A 16,353-nucleotide genomic window follows, 5' to 3' on the forward strand; every position below is an offset into this window, starting at 1 on the left:
GCTATGTTCCGAAAGGCACTTGTAGCTTGTAGCCTATAGCTCGTAACTGATTCATAACCATACAGAAAGAAACCAATTACCCAACAGGATTATTTCAATAAATTACTCTGCTTCCGGTTTCTCAATACCTTCGCTGGTTGCACGCTCTTCCATGCGTTTGATACGGGCATCCAAATCCGGGTGGGTAGAGAACAACTGGTTCAGTTTACTGCTTTTTTGTGCACCGGCTTCTTCCTGCAACTTCTTCAATTTTTGGAAAGACAAAGCCATTGCCCAAGGGTTCTTACCATGACTTTTCAGGAACTCGTATCCATAGTCATCAGCACTTCTCTCCTGCTTCTGTGAGTAAGTGGAATTCACCAAAGCCTCGCCCAGGTCGCCCAACTGAGAATCTGTCAATTTAGCAGCCGTACCGCCTTGTGAAGAAATACCGTCTTTCAGGGCAGAAGTCAACAATGCTGTGCGGAAACCGTTCTTAGAATCCTTGTGTGCCACGTGTCCGACTTCATGACCGATAACACCCAGTAACTCTTCATCCGTCATGATGTCCATGAGAGAGGAGAAGACACGTACACTACCATCTGCACACGCAAAGGCATTGACGTCTATCACATAGTAAACCTTAAAATTCAAGGGAATTCCTTCCACATCCGTCAAGCCGTCAGTCAGCTTTTTCAAGCGGATAGTATACTCATTGTCATCCGCACACACCTGATTGTGAGCATCCATCCAGTCGATGTATTCTTTCACATACTCCGTCATTTGAGCATCTGTCAAAGTCACCGCTTTAACGGCTTTTACTGCACCTTTCAGTGCTTTCACATTAAACTGGGCCATTGCAGGCATTGTCACAGCCATGCATACGAGAAGAAGGGCCCACTTCATAAGAGTCTTTTTCATTCTTGTGTTTTTAGAAGATGATTATTTTTATTTTGATAAATGTGGCGCAAAAGAACAAATTTTTAATGATACCATCAATATATTAGGGGATGTTTTTCGCTTTTTCGGCGGAGTTCTTGGTATGAAAACAAGATTTTTCATTAAGTTTGCAGAAAGAATAGAAACAAAATATCAAAGACATACATAATTATGGGATTCTTTAAATCTTTCTTCTCCGGTAAACAAGAAAAACCGGAAACTGAAAAACAGAAAAACGATCAGAAGAACTTTGAAATATTCAAGTATGACGGCATGCGTGCACAGCGCATGGGACGTCCGGATTATGCAATCAAATGCTTCACCGAAGCCTTGGCAATCCAGGATGACTTTGAAACCATGAGTTATCTAAGCCAGGTTTACATTCAGACAAATGCCCTCAGTGAAGCACACGAGCTTCTGGAGCGCATGGCAAAACTGGAACCGGAGCATACTTCCACTTTCCTCACCCTTGCCAATGTATGCTACCTGCAAGAAGATTATCAGGCCATGGCTAAAGCTGCACAGAAAGCCATTGAAATAGAAGAAGGCAACGCTATGGCGCACTACCTTCTGGGAAGGGCCAAGCAAGGAATGGATGACGGCATTATGAGCATCGCCCACCTCACCAAAGCCATCGTGCTGAAAGATGATTTCACCGAAGCCCGCCTCCTACGTGCCGAAGCATTGACCAAGATGAAGCAGTATAATGAAGCCATGGAGGACATTGATGCTATATTGGCACAAGATGCAGATGACGAAAGCGCCCTCTTGCTGCGCGGCAAAATCAAAGAAGCCACCGGTGACGCCGGAGCGGCAGAAGCCGACTATTGCCACGTAACCGAACTGAATCCCTTCAATGAGCAAGGTTTCCTCTATTTAGGACAACTCTATATTGAGCAAAAGAAACTTCCAGAAGCCATCGCCCTCTTTGATGAAGCCATCGAACTGAACCCTAACTTTGCACAGGCCTACCACGAACGCGGACGTGCCAAACTGCTAAACGGCGACAAGGACGGCTCCGTAGAAGATATGAAGAAAGGACTGGAACTAAATCCGAAAGAAGTTCAAGCCTTCAACGGGCAATATGGCAATCAAACTAATGAAAGACAACCGAATGTACTAGGACTATAACGCCCTATGAGAAGCGTCCTCTCCATACTCGTATTTTGTTTTCTTTTTCCAGCATTGGCAACTGCCGACAGTTTCGAACGCAGCTTTAAAGAAAATAAAAAACTTCTTTACTCACTGGACAGCCTGTTAGCACATCAGGATGTATTTGTGAAAGTAAAAGAGGAACGCATCATGCAGTTGAAGAAGCAACAGAACCAGGTAAAAGATGTAAAGGAACTCTATGCAATGAATCGGATGATTTATTTAGAGTATCGGGTATATGATGCGGATTCGGCCTTGCACTACATCAATAAAAACATTCGGCTGGCACAGCAGACCAGCAACCGGACCTGGGAAGTGGTATCTCTGCTCGAACAGTCTTTTGTTCTTACATCCTGCGGACTTCTTACTGAAGCACTGAATGCTGTGAGCGATATCCGTTCGGAAGAATTGCCGCAAAATCTACGTTCTGAATATTTTGGCCGTTTGTGCACACTTTACTCCCGTTTAAGGGATTACTCCGGTGAGAATTCTCATTTATCGGAGCATTACAATGAGCTTCAAAAGACTTATCGGGATTCAATACTGACAACAGCTACTCCCGATGAATTACGCTACTGGAACACCCGGACATGGCTCTACTTGGGGACTCCCGAGGTAGCCCCCGTCAAGCAAGCATTGGAACATAACAAAAAGATATTGCCCAACGACAGCCGAAAATACTCCATTGCCACATACAACCTGTCCGCTATCTACCGAAGCGAGAAAAATGAAAGCAAGTATCTGGAAAATCTGATTCTTTCCGCCATGGCAGACATCCGATGCGTCAACGGAGACATAGGTTCATTGCAGGAAATAGCCGAATACCTGTTTAAACACGGGAAGATAGACCGCGCATATAACTATATTGTCTACTGTTCACAAAAAGCCATGCTTTTTCATAACCGGGTACGGATAGTCAGAATGTCTCATTTGCAAAATCAAATCTACAAAGCCTACCAGGAACGAGACAACATACAGCAAAAGCGACTTCAAGCCTCCCTCATCACCGTCAGTTTACTTTTTCTTGTACTTATCGGCGCATTCCTGTTCATCCGTAAACAAATGCACAAATTGAAGGAAGCTAATACGAGATTGGACAATACCAATCAGAAACTCTCTGTCAATATGGATGCCCTCTCCATCGCCCATCAAAGTCTGGAAGAAGCCAATGACCAACTGAAAGAACTGAATACCCAATTAAAAGAGGTAAATTCCCAATTGCGGGAGTCCAATTATGTAAAAGAGGAATACATAGGTTATGTATTCAATATCTGCTCCACTTATATCAGCAAATTGGAAGAATTCCGTAAAAACATCAACCGGAAGCTCAAAGTAGGTCAGATAGAAGATGTCAAGGCCATGACTGATCCTTCAACAATGGCCTCCAATGAACTGAAAGAGTTCTATCAGCATTTCGATACAATCTTTCTTCACCTCTACCCTAATTTTGTGGAGGACTTCAATGCCTTGCTTCTGCCCGAAGAACGGATTGAACTGAAAGATGGTGAACTGCTGAATACAGAACTGCGCATACACGCATTAATAAGGCTGGGCATTACGGACAGCGTGAAGATAGCCGACTTCCTTCATTGCTCCGCACAAACTGTCTACAATAACCGTCTTCGTACCCGGAATAAATCCATTATTCCGAAAGAAGACTTCATGAATGCCATCAAAAAGCTCGGAAAATACAAAGCGTAACCTCTGTCTTTCACTCCCGATTCCTATCGGGAAGTTTACTTCCCAGTTTTCCACCTCCGCCACATACAACTAATAATCAACTACTTATCCCTTTTAACAGTTTACTTCAACGGTTTACCCCACGAAGTGAATAGCCCCTTGTTACATATATCTTTGCCGAAGAGATTTAAAACAAGAACTTATGTTAACTATCAAATTAATCATGAAGAACGAAAGAAAAGAAAAACGCCTTGGCAGACTTATTCTTGTCTGCTGCGCTTTGTTACTGTTCATTTCGGTCAATGCATTTGCACAACAGCAAGTCACAGTCACCGGAAACGTAAAAGATGAAAAAGGAGAGCCCATCATCGGTGCCAATGTCATCGTAAAAGGTACAGGCACAGGAAGTGTCAGCAATGTAGACGGAGATTTCTCACTGCCCAATGTACCTAACGGAGCCACACTTGAGATTTCCTTTATCGGCTATCTGAACCAAGACGTAAAAGTCAACGGAACCAAACCTATCAACATCATTCTGAAGGAAGATACTAAAATGCTGGATGAAGTGGTTGTAGTGGGATACGGTGTACAGCGCAAGTCGGACATGACAGGTGCAGTTGCTTCCGTAAACACCAAAACACTGGAGAACCGCCCGCAAGCCAACATCATTCAGTCTTTGCAGGGAGCCGTACCGGGACTGAATATTTCAGTGACCGGAACTAATGCTGAAGGTTCGTCCACCAAAACCCGCATCCGTGGTGAAAACTCCATCACAGCGGACAATAAGCCGCTGATTATTCTGGATGGTATTCCTTTTGACGGCCCCTGGTCGGAAATCAATCCGAACGATGTAGAGTCCATTGAAGTACTGAAAGATGCTTCTTCGGCTGCCATCTACGGTGCACGTGGCTCAAACGGCGTCATCCTGATTACTTCCAAAAGAGGCGAGAAAGGAAAGGTGGTCGTAGCTTATGACACATACGTCACCATTGATAATCCGATTAATTTACCCCGTCTCATGAATGGTGCTGAATTCTGGAAATACAAGACTGAAGCATTGAGAGATGCCAATACCACTCCGCCGACAGAAAGCAATCCGGAACCGTGGATGGGATCGATTACCGCTACCGAGCTGCGTATGCACGAAGCGGGAACAGATACCGACTGGCTGGACTTGGCAACCCGTACCGGCTTCAAACAACAACATAACATTTCATTCCGTGGTGGAGTGAACAAAACGAATTATTTCGTATCGCTGAACTATACGGACGTGAAAGGTACGGCGGTCGGCAACCAATTCAAACGTTACAATATCCGCTTCAACCTGGATCAGGAATTCAATTCCTGGCTTAAATTCTCCACCAGCACACAGTTGGGCCGCTATGACCGAAGCGGCAGTAGCGCCTCATTCTCCAGAGCTTTCCGGATGAACCCGCTGGCAGAGGCTTATGACGAAGAAGGCAATATCCGTTCTGCCGCTTGGGAAGACTCCAGCGAAGCCTTTTCGGTAAACCCGCTAAGCAGCCTCAACAATAGAAGTAGTGATATACGCTCCAAAGTCATCACCAACAATGTCATTGAAATTAAGCTGCCGTTTGTTCCAGGGTTAAGCTATAAACTGAACACAGGCTATACTTACCAAGACAGCAGTTGGAAACAATATCAGGGTATGGATACTTACTATGGAGCCCGTTCCAATGGTATTCTGAACACCGACGACTGGCATTCACAGGAATGGATTTTGGAAAATATCATCACCTATACCCGTGAGTTCGGCAAACACCGCATCTTCTTCACCGGTCTGTATTCTGCACAGAGCTACGAAAAAGAAGGCAACGGAATGGAAGGAAAAGACTTCCCTAACGACGTGATGTACTATTATCAGATTTCCAAAGCAGCCACCATGTCCGGAAGTTCCAGCTATACGAAGCAGAACCACATCTCACAGATGGCGCGTCTGAACTATTCATACGACAGCCGCTACCTGCTGACACTGACGGCACGCCGTGACGGTTATTCGGCATTCGGCAACCAATCCAAGTTCGGCGTATTCCCTTCCATGGCTATCGGCTGGAATATTTCTAACGAACATTTCTTCCAGGCAAGTCCTCTGGCAAAAGTCGTTAGCAACCTGAAATATCGTTTGTCATGGGGTAAGAACGGTAACGAAGCCGTGGGTGCCTACACTACCTTACCCGAACTTTCAACATTCAATTATCTGAAAGACGATCATACACCGAACTATGGTTTCTATCCCTCCAAACTGGCTTCTCCTTCATTGGGATGGGAAACTACACAATCCGTCAACACGGGTATAGACTTCCAGTTGTGGAGCGGGCGTATCCAGGGTTCTTTCGATATCTACTGGTCGAAAACAAACGACTTGCTGCTGAACCGTTCCATTCCTACCATCAACGGAACAGGAAACATCACCGAGAATATCGGTGAAACCCAAAACCGCGGTTTGGAATTACAAATCACTTCAAACAATATCACTAAGAAGGATTTTGAGTGGTCAACCACTTTCAACCTGTCGCACTATAAAACAAAGATTGTAAACGTAGGTCTCTATGATGCCGACGGCAAACCGATGGATGATGTCGGTTCCAGATGGTTCATCGGCGAACCTATCAGCGTGAACTACGACTACCGTTTCATCGGTATCTGGCAGATCACCGACCCAGCAAATCCCAACGGTCAGCAAGATCCGAACTACCGTTACTCCATCCCCGGATACATGAAGTATCATGATAAAGACGGTGTAAATGATATCACTCCGGCAGACAAGGAAATCATCGGTTCGGCTATCCCAAAGGTTACTATGGGTATGATGAACACTTTCCGCTACAAGAATGTGAGCCTCAGCGTATTTCTGAATGCACAACTGGGACAGACCGCCAATAACTGGCTCTACGATGTATCTCACAACTCTTATCGCCAGAACCGCCTGATGGTAGACTTCTGGACTCCGGAAAATCCGACTAACAAGTATCCGAAAAACTCTCTGGACACCTCAGTAAACCCGATGGGTGCCGGCTTTTACGAAAAGACCGACTTCCTCCGCGTACAGGACGTCACACTGGGCTACCGCATCCCCCAGCGTTGGCTGAAAAAGATTTCCCTGAACCGCCTCGAAGTATATATGAACATCAAGAACCTGGCAACCTGGACAAGCTGGACCGGTCTGGATCCGGAATTTATCAGCGACCAACAGTCCACTCCACAGGTGCGTTCATTCACATTCGGTCTGAAACTTGATTTATAAACCGCTTAAACAAAGAGAAACAGTATGAAAAAGCTAAAATATACACTGATAGCACTGCTCGTGCTCTGCACCACCGGATGCAACGAGTCCAGTTTCCTGGAGGAAGACCCGCGTGCTTCACTCTATCCTGAGAACCTGTTGGTAGATTACAGTGGATTCCAGTCCATGGTAATCACCCTTAACGGAATGATGCGCAACGAATACCGCCGTGCCGATGCACTGGGCGGTGGCCTGCCGCTTGTGCTGCACGCAGCATGGGGTAGCGGTGTCGATAATTCATGGAGTAACAACTCACACAGTGAGTTCAAGTATATGTATTATCCGTCTCAAATCAATCAGACAGATTTACGGATATTCCAGAACATCTTCCAATGGTGCTATCGTATCATCAACACTGCCAATATGGTGATTTCACGTGCAGAAGGCAGCGGTATCGACTGGAAAGGGACGGAAACGGAAGCTGCCGCCCATAAGAACAAGATTATAGCGCAAGCCCGCTTCTTCCGCGCATGGGCCTATCGCCACCTGACTTATTCATTCGGCGCCGTACCTCTGTCAACCGAAGAGATTACGGGTATGAACTACCGTAACGACTGGGAACGCAACTCCGTAGAGTCTATTCGTGAAGTGATGGAGCAGGATTTCACATTCGCCATGAACAACCTGCCACTCCGCGAAGAGAACAACAGTAAGATTTCCGGAGCCGTAGCACGCCACTACCTGGGTGAGTTATATCTGGCAATGGACCAGCCCGGCAAAGCCGCTGAAGTATTGAAACCACTGGTAGAAGGTAAGGAATATAGCCTGATGACTACCCGCTTCGGAAAGAACGCCGCCAACCCCGGCTGCCCGTTCATCGATGTATTCCGCACACCGATGTATGCAGATGGAAATACGGAGGTTCTATACGCTTTCGTCAACACGGAACCGGAAAACAGTGCTTTCGGTACAGCAGAGGTGTATATGAAGAGTACTTATAAGAACTATTATTCCAACGATGGCGTCATCAACAAAAGTAATATGAAAGACCCGGACTATACAAGCGGCACGGCCACCTGGCCCCAGGTGTTCTGGATAAACAACGGCGGTAAAGGTGCCGGACGTTGCGTTCCGTCACGGGGAGCTTTCCGCCTCTACAACTACAAGGATCAGGGCACAAAGGATGACCGCGTATCCGATTACGCAGTGGTATGGACCATCAATGAGAGAGGTGCCGACGGCAAAGTCACGGAATATCTAAATAACGGGAAAACGGTAGTGGACACCATCGTAAGCGCCGCCATGCTGGACGACAATAAAACCACCATCAAGAAGTACAACTGGCCTACCACCCGCAAATGGGACTACGTAGCACCGTTGATGGCAAACGGTGACAAGGACGGATGCTATCAGGATATCGTTTACCTTCGTCTGGCAGACACTTACCTGCTTTATGCGGAAGCTCTGCTGAAGAACAATCAGGCAGGTGAAGCCATCAAATGGATTAACAAGGTGCGTAACCGTTCTAATGCTGTCAGCATCACGGAAGCCGAACTGACAGCAGGAGGACTCGATTTCATTCTGGATGAACGCAGTCGCGAACTCCTTTCCGAAGAAGAACGCCGCCACACCCTGATTCGCGTAAGCCAGGAGAAAGGTGGAGATGAACGTGATGTGAACAACTACTTCAAACGTCGTATGCGCCAGTTAAATGAGATTGCAGGACGCGATGCACGAGGTATGAATTCGTATGATACGCCTGTGTTGTTCCCGATTCCACAAGAATTCATTGACTCTAATACAGGTCGTCAACTGGAAAATAATCCGGGATATCTATAAAAGAACTGCACATGTATGAAACGGATGCAAACGGACTGATACTGGTATACATAAAACTGATAATAACTTCCAAAGTAAAAATCCGTCGCAGCCGTTTCATAGTGTGTGTTAATCCAGCTCTATTTATAAACTTAGAACCCTACAAGATATGCCAGTTATAGCCTTCCTACTCTGTATTGTAGTGACTACTTTCACTGCTATTTACCTCTACCGGAAGCTCAACCCGCAAGGAGTATTAATGTTGGCCGGGCTCATCATGCTGACATTTGCCTTCGTGCTCAATATCCAACCTGTTATTCCGGACAAGCCTACCGGCAGCGTTGTATTCGATTTGGTGAAAGTGGTGGAAGAAACATTCATCGGCAACCTGTCTCGCGCAGGACTGATGATTATGACCATTGGCGGCTATGTAGCCTTTATGAACCACATAAAAGCCACCAATGCCCTGGTGCACATCTCCATGAAACCGTTGGGTTTCTTTCGTCGTTATCCCTACCTGGCAGCTACCGTCACCATCCCCATCGGCCAGTTGCTATTTATCACTACCCCCTCGGCAGCCGGATTAGGACTCTTGCTTGTCGCCTCCGTTTACCCCGTCCTCATCGGATTGGGAGTAAGCCGCCTCACCGCATTATCCGTCATTGCCGCCGCAACACTGTTCGACCAGGGTCCCGGCTCGGCAAACACAGCCCTCGCCGCCGAACTTATCGAGCAGACCAACGTAGCTTATTTCATTACCCACCAACTCCCTTTGGTTATCCCTACCACCTTGGTAGTCATGACCCTGTTTTACTTCAACAATAGGTATTTCGATAAAAAAGAAGCCGCCAAGCAGAGTATGGAAAACCGTGAAACAGCAGAAGTCCCTCAGACCTCTGTCCAACCGGATATTCCATTGACATTCGCCTTGTTGCCCGTACTTCCGCTTGCGCTTCTCATTATATTTTCACCCTATGTGGAGCTGTTCCAACCTCCCATAACACTCAATACAACGACCGCCATGCTATTTTCCCTCTTTGTCTCACTTGTATTCGTAGGCTGCCATACACGCAATATACGGAAAACCTTTGATGCCTTCTCCAGCTTTTGGAAAGGGATGGGAAATGTCTTCGGAAGTGTCGTGACACTGATTGTTGCCTCCGAGATATTCTCCAAAGGACTGATTAGCCTCGGCTTCATCGACTCACTGGTAGATTACTCCACGCATATAGGACTTTCCGGCATTGCCATCGCAGCAGTCTTCGCCCTGATAATCTTCTGTGCGGCCATGTTGATGGGAAGCGGAAACGCGGCCTTCTTCTCGTTCGGTCCGTTACTGCCCGGAATTGCCGGACAGTTGGGTATGCCTGCCTATTCCCTCGTGCTTCCTTTGCAGTTATCCGCCAGTATGGGGCGTGCCGCATCTCCCATAGCGGGTATCATTGTCGCCATTGCCGGCGTGGCGGGTGTATCGCCCATTGAACTGGCAAAGAGAAATACCCTGCCCCTTATAGGCAGCATTCTATTCCTGATAGCTTATCATTTCATAACACTATAAAACAACTCCGAATCATGTTCACACTCATTAAAAATGCAAACTTATACTCTCCGGAACATCTTGGCATGAACGACGTTCTGCTGGCAGATGATAAAATAGCCCTCATAGACCGGAAGATAGAACTGACCGGTATTCCATTTGATACCATAGACGCCGGCGGGTGCGCCGTCACCCCCGGCTTTATCGACCAGCACGTCCACATCACCGGTGGCGGCGGACAAACCGGCTATGCTTCTTTAGTCCCCGACGTCTCCATGAGCGAACTGGTGGCTTGCGGAACCACCACCGTGGTAGGACTACTCGGCACAGACGGTTTCGTAAAAGAACTGACCACCCTTTATGCTAAAACCAAAGCCCTGGAAGATGACGGCCTCAGCGCCTACATGCTTACCAGTTTCTACGGATTGCCTCCCAAAACACTGATGTCCTGCGTAGCCGACGATCTCATCTTCATCGACAAAGTGATCGGTTGCAAACTTGCCATGAGTGACGACCGCAGCGCTCTCCCCACCGAACTGGAGATACTGCGCCTCATCAACCAAGTACGCCTCGGCGGTTTCACTTCCGGCAAAGGAGGTATCCTGCATATTCATCTGGGAGCCTTACCCGACGGTATCACCCCGTTGCTGGACATCGCCCGCAAATATCCCACGCTGATTCCCTATCTCTCGCCTACCCACCTGATACGCACGGAAGCTTTATTCTGGCAAGCCGTAGAATTTGCCTGCATGGGTGGTATGGTAGATTTCTCCACCGGAGGAACCAAATTCGACGCTCCCCATCGCTGCGTCATGAAAGCCCTCGAAGCCCATGTACCCCTCGACCGCATCACCTTCTCCAGTGACGGCCGTGGCGGAGTGCGCCGTACCAATCCCGAAACAAAAGAAACGACCTATCGCCCCGCTCCCCTGCACCTCAACTTGCAGGAGATGACATTGCTCGTAAAAGAAGGTCTGTTGCCTCTGGAACAGGCACTGACCCTTATCACCAGCAATCCGGCACGCAACCTCAAACTGCGTACCAAAGGCAGAATAGACATCGGTTTCGATGCCGACCTCTGTTTCCTCGATTCCGAGCTTCAACTGACACACGTCATAGCACGCGGCAAACTCGCCCTAAAGGATAAAGAAGTCATTAAAAAAGGGAGGTATGAAGAATGAAAAGACTGATTCTATTTTTTGCCATTGTCTTTCTGGGCGCCGGACTCCGTGCCGCCTCCGTGCTTCCCGTGGGTGAAGGCAAGTTCACCTACAAAGACTATCCGCCTTTTGCCGACCGTCCGGTAGATGTGCACTATTACATTCCGGCTTCGGGCGATGTACGCCGGATGCCCATTGTCTTTGTCTTTGAAGGTGCCGACCGCGGTTTCACTTATCTGCTCAAAGCCTGGAAGCAGGAGGCAGAGAAGCATAAATTCATAGTTTTCATTCCCCACTTCGATCTGGAAAGGTTTCCTTTGCCCGATTATCAGGAAGTCGGTGTCATGAATGACAAAGATCACACGATACGTCCGGTCGAAAAGCAAACGCCGGCACTGGTTGATAAAATCTTTGAGTACGTCCGCCAATCTTCAGGTAGTGAACGGAAAGGATATATGATTTACGGTCACTCAGCCGGAGGGCAGTTTGTGCAGCGTTTCATGCTTTTTTATGACAGTCCGTATGTGGAGAAAGCCGTTATCGGCAGTCCGGGATGGTACACCTTCCCCGATGCTTCGCAAGATTTTCCCTACGGAGTGCGCAACATTCCGTATGTCACCCCCGAAACAATCAGGAAATACCTTGCCAAACCGATTATCCTCCAATTGGCTACGGGAGACACCATCCGCGAATCATATTTAAGAAAGACTCCCGAAGCCGAAGCACAGGGACGCAACCGCTACGAGCGTGGCAATCAGTTCTACCAATACCTCCACCAGATAGCAGCCGAACACAACTGGCCCTGCAACTGGCAGAAAATAGAAGAACAGGGCATCGGACACCACTCCACCGGAATGGGCAGACGTGCCGTTCCTGCCATGTTGGGAGATTCCCTACGTGCACTGTTCATAGGCAACAGCTACACACAATACAACCGTTTAGTCCGACAAGTGCAGGCCCTTGCCGCCTCCACCGGCCACAAGCTTTCTGTAAAATTGGTGGAACACGGCGGCTGGACATTGAGGAAACATGCCGCCAATCCTGAAACCCTGGATGCCATTCGTGAAGGAAACTGGGATTTCGTCATCCTGCAAGACCAAAGTAAAGCGCCTGCCCGCGAAAAGGAATGGGTACGGGAGAATGTATACAAGCCCGCCCACTCCCTCGACAGCCTGCGCCGCCTTTACAATCCGAAGGGAAAAACCGTTTTCTACATGACCTGGGGACACGACATCGACACATATACCGAAATGCAGCAACGACTGGCTGAAAGTTATTTGGAGATGACTGTTCAACTGAATGCCTGGTGTGCCCCCGTCGGCATCGCTTGGAAGCGTGTCCGCACGGAGAATCCAAGTATCACGCTTTACAACAACGATCACAGCCACCCTTCCCGACAGGGTTCTTATCTTGTCGCCAATGTATTCTGTAGCGTATTTTTTCAGAAACCCTATACAAGTACTTATTATGTCGGACTGCCCGAAGAGGAAGCACTCTATCTGCAACGTATTGCGCAAGAAACCGTATTCAGCAACCCTTCTCTCTGGAATATCCAGCCCACGGTGCAGCCGGAAGAGGTAACCCGCCGTTTCTATCCCGAACCGGAACAGCAATATTCCACTCCCACCCTCGGCAAGCCGCTTGAAGAAGGTCTGGCTTCCTTGTTCGAGATAAACAGATATTTGAAGGATTTAGCCGACAAGCATCCCGGTAAGGTTACGCTGTCCGATATAGGAAAGACTCCACAGGGCAGGGATATCCCCGTGCTCTATTTCGGAACTCCCAACGAGAAAAAGAAAATAAGAGTCTGGATACAAGCAGGACTGCACGGCAACGAACCTGCCGGGCCGGAAGCAACCTGTATGCTTGTCGATTATTTACTGAATACGCCCGAAGGTACTGAACTATTGAGAAAGGTTTCTCTTGCGCTTGTACCCATAGCCAATACGGACGGTTATGCCATGCAAAGCCGTAAATCGGGCAGTGGGTATGATTTGAACCGGGATCAAAGTAAACTTGCCGATCCGGTGACTCTTCTTCTTAAAAAAGCGTACAAGGAATGGAATCCCGAAATAGCGCTGGATATTCACGAATTCAATCCGTTCCGCAAGGAGTTTGAATTGCTTCGGGGTACTAAAGTAGCTACGGCCCCCGATGTCCTTTTCCTACCCAGCGGGCATTTGAATATCCCTGCCGGAATACGTACACTTTCCAACGGCTTATTCCGTGAAGAAGCAGAGAAGGCATTGGAAGCTAACAGTTATCATTCAGGCTTTTACTTTACACCCAGTGTCAGAAATGATAGCTTGTATGCAATGAAAGATGCCAAGAACCCGCAATCCAGTTCCACGTTTCAGGGACTCACCAATACGGTATCTCTATTCATAGAAATCCGTGGAATAGGATTGGGAAGAGCGAGTTTTGCCCGTCGTGCAGAATGTGGTTTTTTGGTATCCCGCAGTCTTTTGGAAACGGCGACTCTTCATTCAAAAGAAGTAAGAAGTGAGATACGAAAGGCCGTAAAAGAGACTTGCAGTGGAAAGAGTGATATATCCGTCACTTTTCAATCCGCACGGACAGAGCTTCCCGTTACTTTTATTGACCTTGCCAAGAACGAACGTTTTACGGAACCTCTGCCTACCTTCGATGCACTTCAACTGAAAGCTGAGTTAGTACGCAAACGTCCCAAAGCATATATTCTGCCGAATACCTGCCGGATGCAAGCAGAGAAATTGCGGGCTTTAGGAATAGAAGTAGAAGAGATAGGAAAAACCTTCACAGCCACCGTAGAGAAGTATATAGTTACCGGATACAAGAAAGTTACCAAGGAATGGGAAAAGATTTATCCGGTCACAGTCTCTACACGGACGGTAAAGGAAAAGAAGAACTTCCCGGCAGGTTGTTTCATCATTCGTCTTTCACAGAAGAATGCAAACCTTGCGACAACGCTGTTAGAACCGGAGTCCGTGAATGGCTTTGTCAATTTCGAAGTGGTTCATACGGAGTTTGGGAAAGAGTTGCCGATATACAGGAAAGGTTTCTAACTCCATTCCGATTAATTACACATCAAATTGATTAATTCTTTTTTGACGGGATATGAACATAATTTCCCCTCCTGATTCGCATGAATAATATAAGTTTCAGAGGTTAAGCCACCGCATCGCCACTTTTATCTCTTTTCGCTACGACGGTTAAGGAAAATTGTAGTAGGTACTTATTATTTCCACCATGGTGGAAAGAAAGAAACTCCACGGTGGAAAGAATAAATGTTCGGATGGAAAAGGCTAACCGTTGGAAGGGAAAAAGTATAGGAATGCCTAAGAACGGAGTTAGCTATTGCATTTAGTTCATTTTTGTACGGATATGAACTAAAGTACATTTGGGCATAATTTACATCACAGCTATAAATTCCATCTTTACAAATAGTAGAATTCCAAAGATCGCTGTTATCTTTACCTTGTCTAAAAACGGTATATAATATTTGCTGTATAAATAACCCAAATTATGATATTATTATATGAAATAGATTTATATGGAGTTTGATGATAAAAATAATATAATCATCTACCAAGATGATAATGGTGTGCCCAAAGTCAATGTACGGTTTGCTGATACCGATGTGTGGCTCACGCAACAACTTCAGGTAGCGACACGCTTCAGGCGTTGGGCAACCGAACGATTACATGAATACATTCAAAAGGTATTTGCAATAGATGATGAATGCAACTTCCTAAAAACAATACTGACTAAAATTGCTTCAGTCCCTCCAATGCCTCACCAACCACACCAAATCCCTTACCGTCTCTTGAATCCTCCACCACAGTACTTTCAGCCTTGGAGGTCGGTGCATCGGCAAATACAGTCTCCACAAACCACTTTCCAGATCGAGAATAAAATACACTTTCCCGCGGCACATCACATACAGAAAATCACCTTTCACAAAGGCACTGAACACGGAATCCAGCGGTATTTTACATCCGCATTTTTCTTCCGAAAAGTCTTTATAGGGAGGTTCCAGCGTAATGCTGGCATAGTCGGAGTCGAGCGTAAAACCATATTTTATACTTAATGGGTAGAGCACTTCCCATATCTCGTGTTTCCTCTGTTCTGTCATGCAATGGATGACCTCTGTTATCATTTCATCCTTCGGGGTATTCATGCCTTCTTCGGGTTTTAAATATTTAAAATTGCCCTCATCCCCCTTATACAAAAAGAAGTCGGACGTATAGTTCATATTTATGTAACGAAAGGCACTGGTATACCCACAGAACTCATAAACATGCTTGCACGCCCGACCCTTTATGGTCTGCGTGAAACATCTTTATTGAAGTTCTGTTTCTTGACTTAAATAAAATTACCAGTTTTTTTCGTTATCAAAAATAGCTTCAACATGCCGCATTTCTCTTCGGCTAATGCAAAGATAGATGAATTGCAGTGAATAGCCAAAAGAAGAATGCTTTTTTATTGAATCAGGATATTCCCCCCCAAAAAGTAGTCAGTGCCCCAAACACCCGTTATAAAAGTACATCCGCGAAGGTCATAGTACTCCGAGGCAGGCACAGCCTAACGATGCCGTGAACAAATGGGAGTAAATCAAAAGAATCATGCACAACGATTGACTGATTTCCGGCAGAAAAAGACAGTCGGAAGCAGTAGTCTGAAAGATAAATTTGAAGAAGAAATAAAAAAAATATCATTTTTTGCTTGCATATAAGAGAAAAGTATTACTTTTGCCATGAAATTAAAAACAAAAAGAAAACGAAAGTATGAATTTGTTTACTTATGCATATTACTTCTTTTTTTACTTTTACTTTAGCCAGAAAGTAGAGCGGGAGTTTGTATGT

The 16,353-nt window shown here is 46.5% G+C and carries 10 protein-coding genes and 1 pseudogene; 9 read left to right on the plus strand and 2 right to left on the minus strand.

Annotated features, from left to right (window positions below):
• Nucleotides 1–102: 102 nt before the first annotated feature.
• Complete coding sequence (locus QZ135_RS21950; protein WP_294614601.1) at nt 103–900, minus strand: M48 family metallopeptidase; 798 nt, start codon at nt 898–900, stop codon at nt 103–105.
• A gap of 4 nt (nt 901–904) precedes the next feature.
• Here QZ135_RS21950 and QZ135_RS21955 point away from each other — a divergent pair, with 4 nt between their 5' ends.
• The 9 genes and pseudogenes from QZ135_RS21955 to QZ135_RS21995 form a co-directional block, all read left to right on the plus strand.
• Nucleotides 905–1,087: a hypothetical protein gene (locus QZ135_RS21955; RefSeq protein ID WP_294614604.1), complete on the plus strand. Its 183-nt coding sequence runs from the start codon at nt 905–907 to the stop codon at nt 1,085–1,087.
• The gene (locus QZ135_RS21960; protein WP_294614628.1) at nt 1,087–2,049 is read left to right on the plus strand and encodes a tetratricopeptide repeat protein; all 963 of its coding nucleotides are present in this window, start codon (nt 1,087–1,089) and stop codon (nt 2,047–2,049) included. Before QZ135_RS21955 ends, QZ135_RS21960 begins: the two co-directional genes overlap by 1 nt.
• A gap of 6 nt (nt 2,050–2,055) precedes the next feature.
• The gene (locus tag QZ135_RS21965; RefSeq protein WP_294614607.1) at nt 2,056–3,771 is read left to right on the plus strand and encodes a DUF6377 domain-containing protein; all 1,716 of its coding nucleotides are present in this window, start codon (nt 2,056–2,058) and stop codon (nt 3,769–3,771) included.
• Between the two features lie 202 nt (nt 3,772–3,973).
• A complete protein-coding gene (locus tag QZ135_RS21970) occupies nt 3,974–7,015 on the plus strand; it encodes a TonB-dependent receptor (RefSeq protein ID WP_294614610.1) in 3,042 nt (1,013 codons plus the stop codon).
• A 24-nt stretch (nt 7,016–7,039) separates the two neighbouring features.
• A complete protein-coding gene (locus tag QZ135_RS21975; protein WP_294614613.1) occupies nt 7,040–8,833 on the plus strand; it encodes a RagB/SusD family nutrient uptake outer membrane protein in 1,794 nt (597 codons plus the stop codon).
• Between the two features lie 148 nt (nt 8,834–8,981).
• Nucleotides 8,982–10,370: a C4-dicarboxylate transporter DcuC gene (dcuC, locus tag QZ135_RS21980; protein ID WP_294614616.1), complete on the plus strand. Its 1,389-nt coding sequence runs from the start codon at nt 8,982–8,984 to the stop codon at nt 10,368–10,370.
• 14 nt (nt 10,371–10,384) lie between these two features.
• Entirely contained in the window at nt 10,385–11,530 is a 1,146-nt protein-coding gene (gene iadA, locus QZ135_RS21985; protein WP_294614619.1) for a beta-aspartyl-peptidase, read from the plus strand.
• Nucleotides 11,527–14,553, plus strand: a complete 3,027-nt coding sequence (locus QZ135_RS21990) for a M14 family metallopeptidase (RefSeq protein WP_294614622.1) — start codon at nt 11,527–11,529, stop codon at nt 14,551–14,553. The genes iadA and QZ135_RS21990 overlap by 4 nt, the downstream gene beginning before the upstream one ends.
• A 488-nt stretch (nt 14,554–15,041) precedes the next feature.
• A pseudogene (locus tag QZ135_RS21995) lies at nt 15,042–15,230 on the plus strand (cell filamentation protein Fic); the annotation flags it as partial.
• Between the two features lie 36 nt (nt 15,231–15,266).
• Here QZ135_RS21995 and QZ135_RS22000 read toward each other — a convergent pair.
• Nucleotides 15,267–15,668 (minus strand): hypothetical protein, encoded by a 402-nt coding sequence (locus QZ135_RS22000; RefSeq protein ID WP_294614625.1) that lies wholly within the window; start codon nt 15,666–15,668, stop codon nt 15,267–15,269.
• Nucleotides 15,669–16,353 lie beyond the last annotated feature (685 nt).

Origin of the sequence: uncultured Bacteroides sp., from assembly GCF_905207245.1 — a bacterium.
GTDB lineage: Bacteria > Bacteroidota > Bacteroidia > Bacteroidales > Bacteroidaceae > Bacteroides.

What these genes read in the sequence shown, in the direction of transcription:
- QZ135_RS21950 (WP_294614601.1), bottom strand. Translation starts at nt 900, where the DNA reads ATGAAAAAGACTCTTATGAAGTGGGCCCTTCTTCTCGTATGCATGGCT.
- QZ135_RS21965 (WP_294614607.1), top strand. Translation starts at nt 2,056, where the DNA reads ATGAGAAGCGTCCTCTCCATACTCGTATTTTGTTTTCTTTTTCCAGCA.
- QZ135_RS21970 (WP_294614610.1), top strand. Translation starts at nt 3,974, where the DNA reads ATGAAGAACGAAAGAAAAGAAAAACGCCTTGGCAGACTTATTCTTGTC.
- QZ135_RS21975 (WP_294614613.1), top strand. Translation starts at nt 7,040, where the DNA reads ATGAAAAAGCTAAAATATACACTGATAGCACTGCTCGTGCTCTGCACC.
- dcuC (WP_294614616.1), top strand. Translation starts at nt 8,982, where the DNA reads ATGCCAGTTATAGCCTTCCTACTCTGTATTGTAGTGACTACTTTCACT.
- iadA (WP_294614619.1), top strand. Translation starts at nt 10,385, where the DNA reads ATGTTCACACTCATTAAAAATGCAAACTTATACTCTCCGGAACATCTT.
- QZ135_RS21990 (WP_294614622.1), top strand. Translation starts at nt 11,527, where the DNA reads ATGAAAAGACTGATTCTATTTTTTGCCATTGTCTTTCTGGGCGCCGGA.
- QZ135_RS22000 (WP_294614625.1), bottom strand. Translation starts at nt 15,668, where the DNA reads ATGAATACCCCGAAGGATGAAATGATAACAGAGGTCATCCATTGCATG.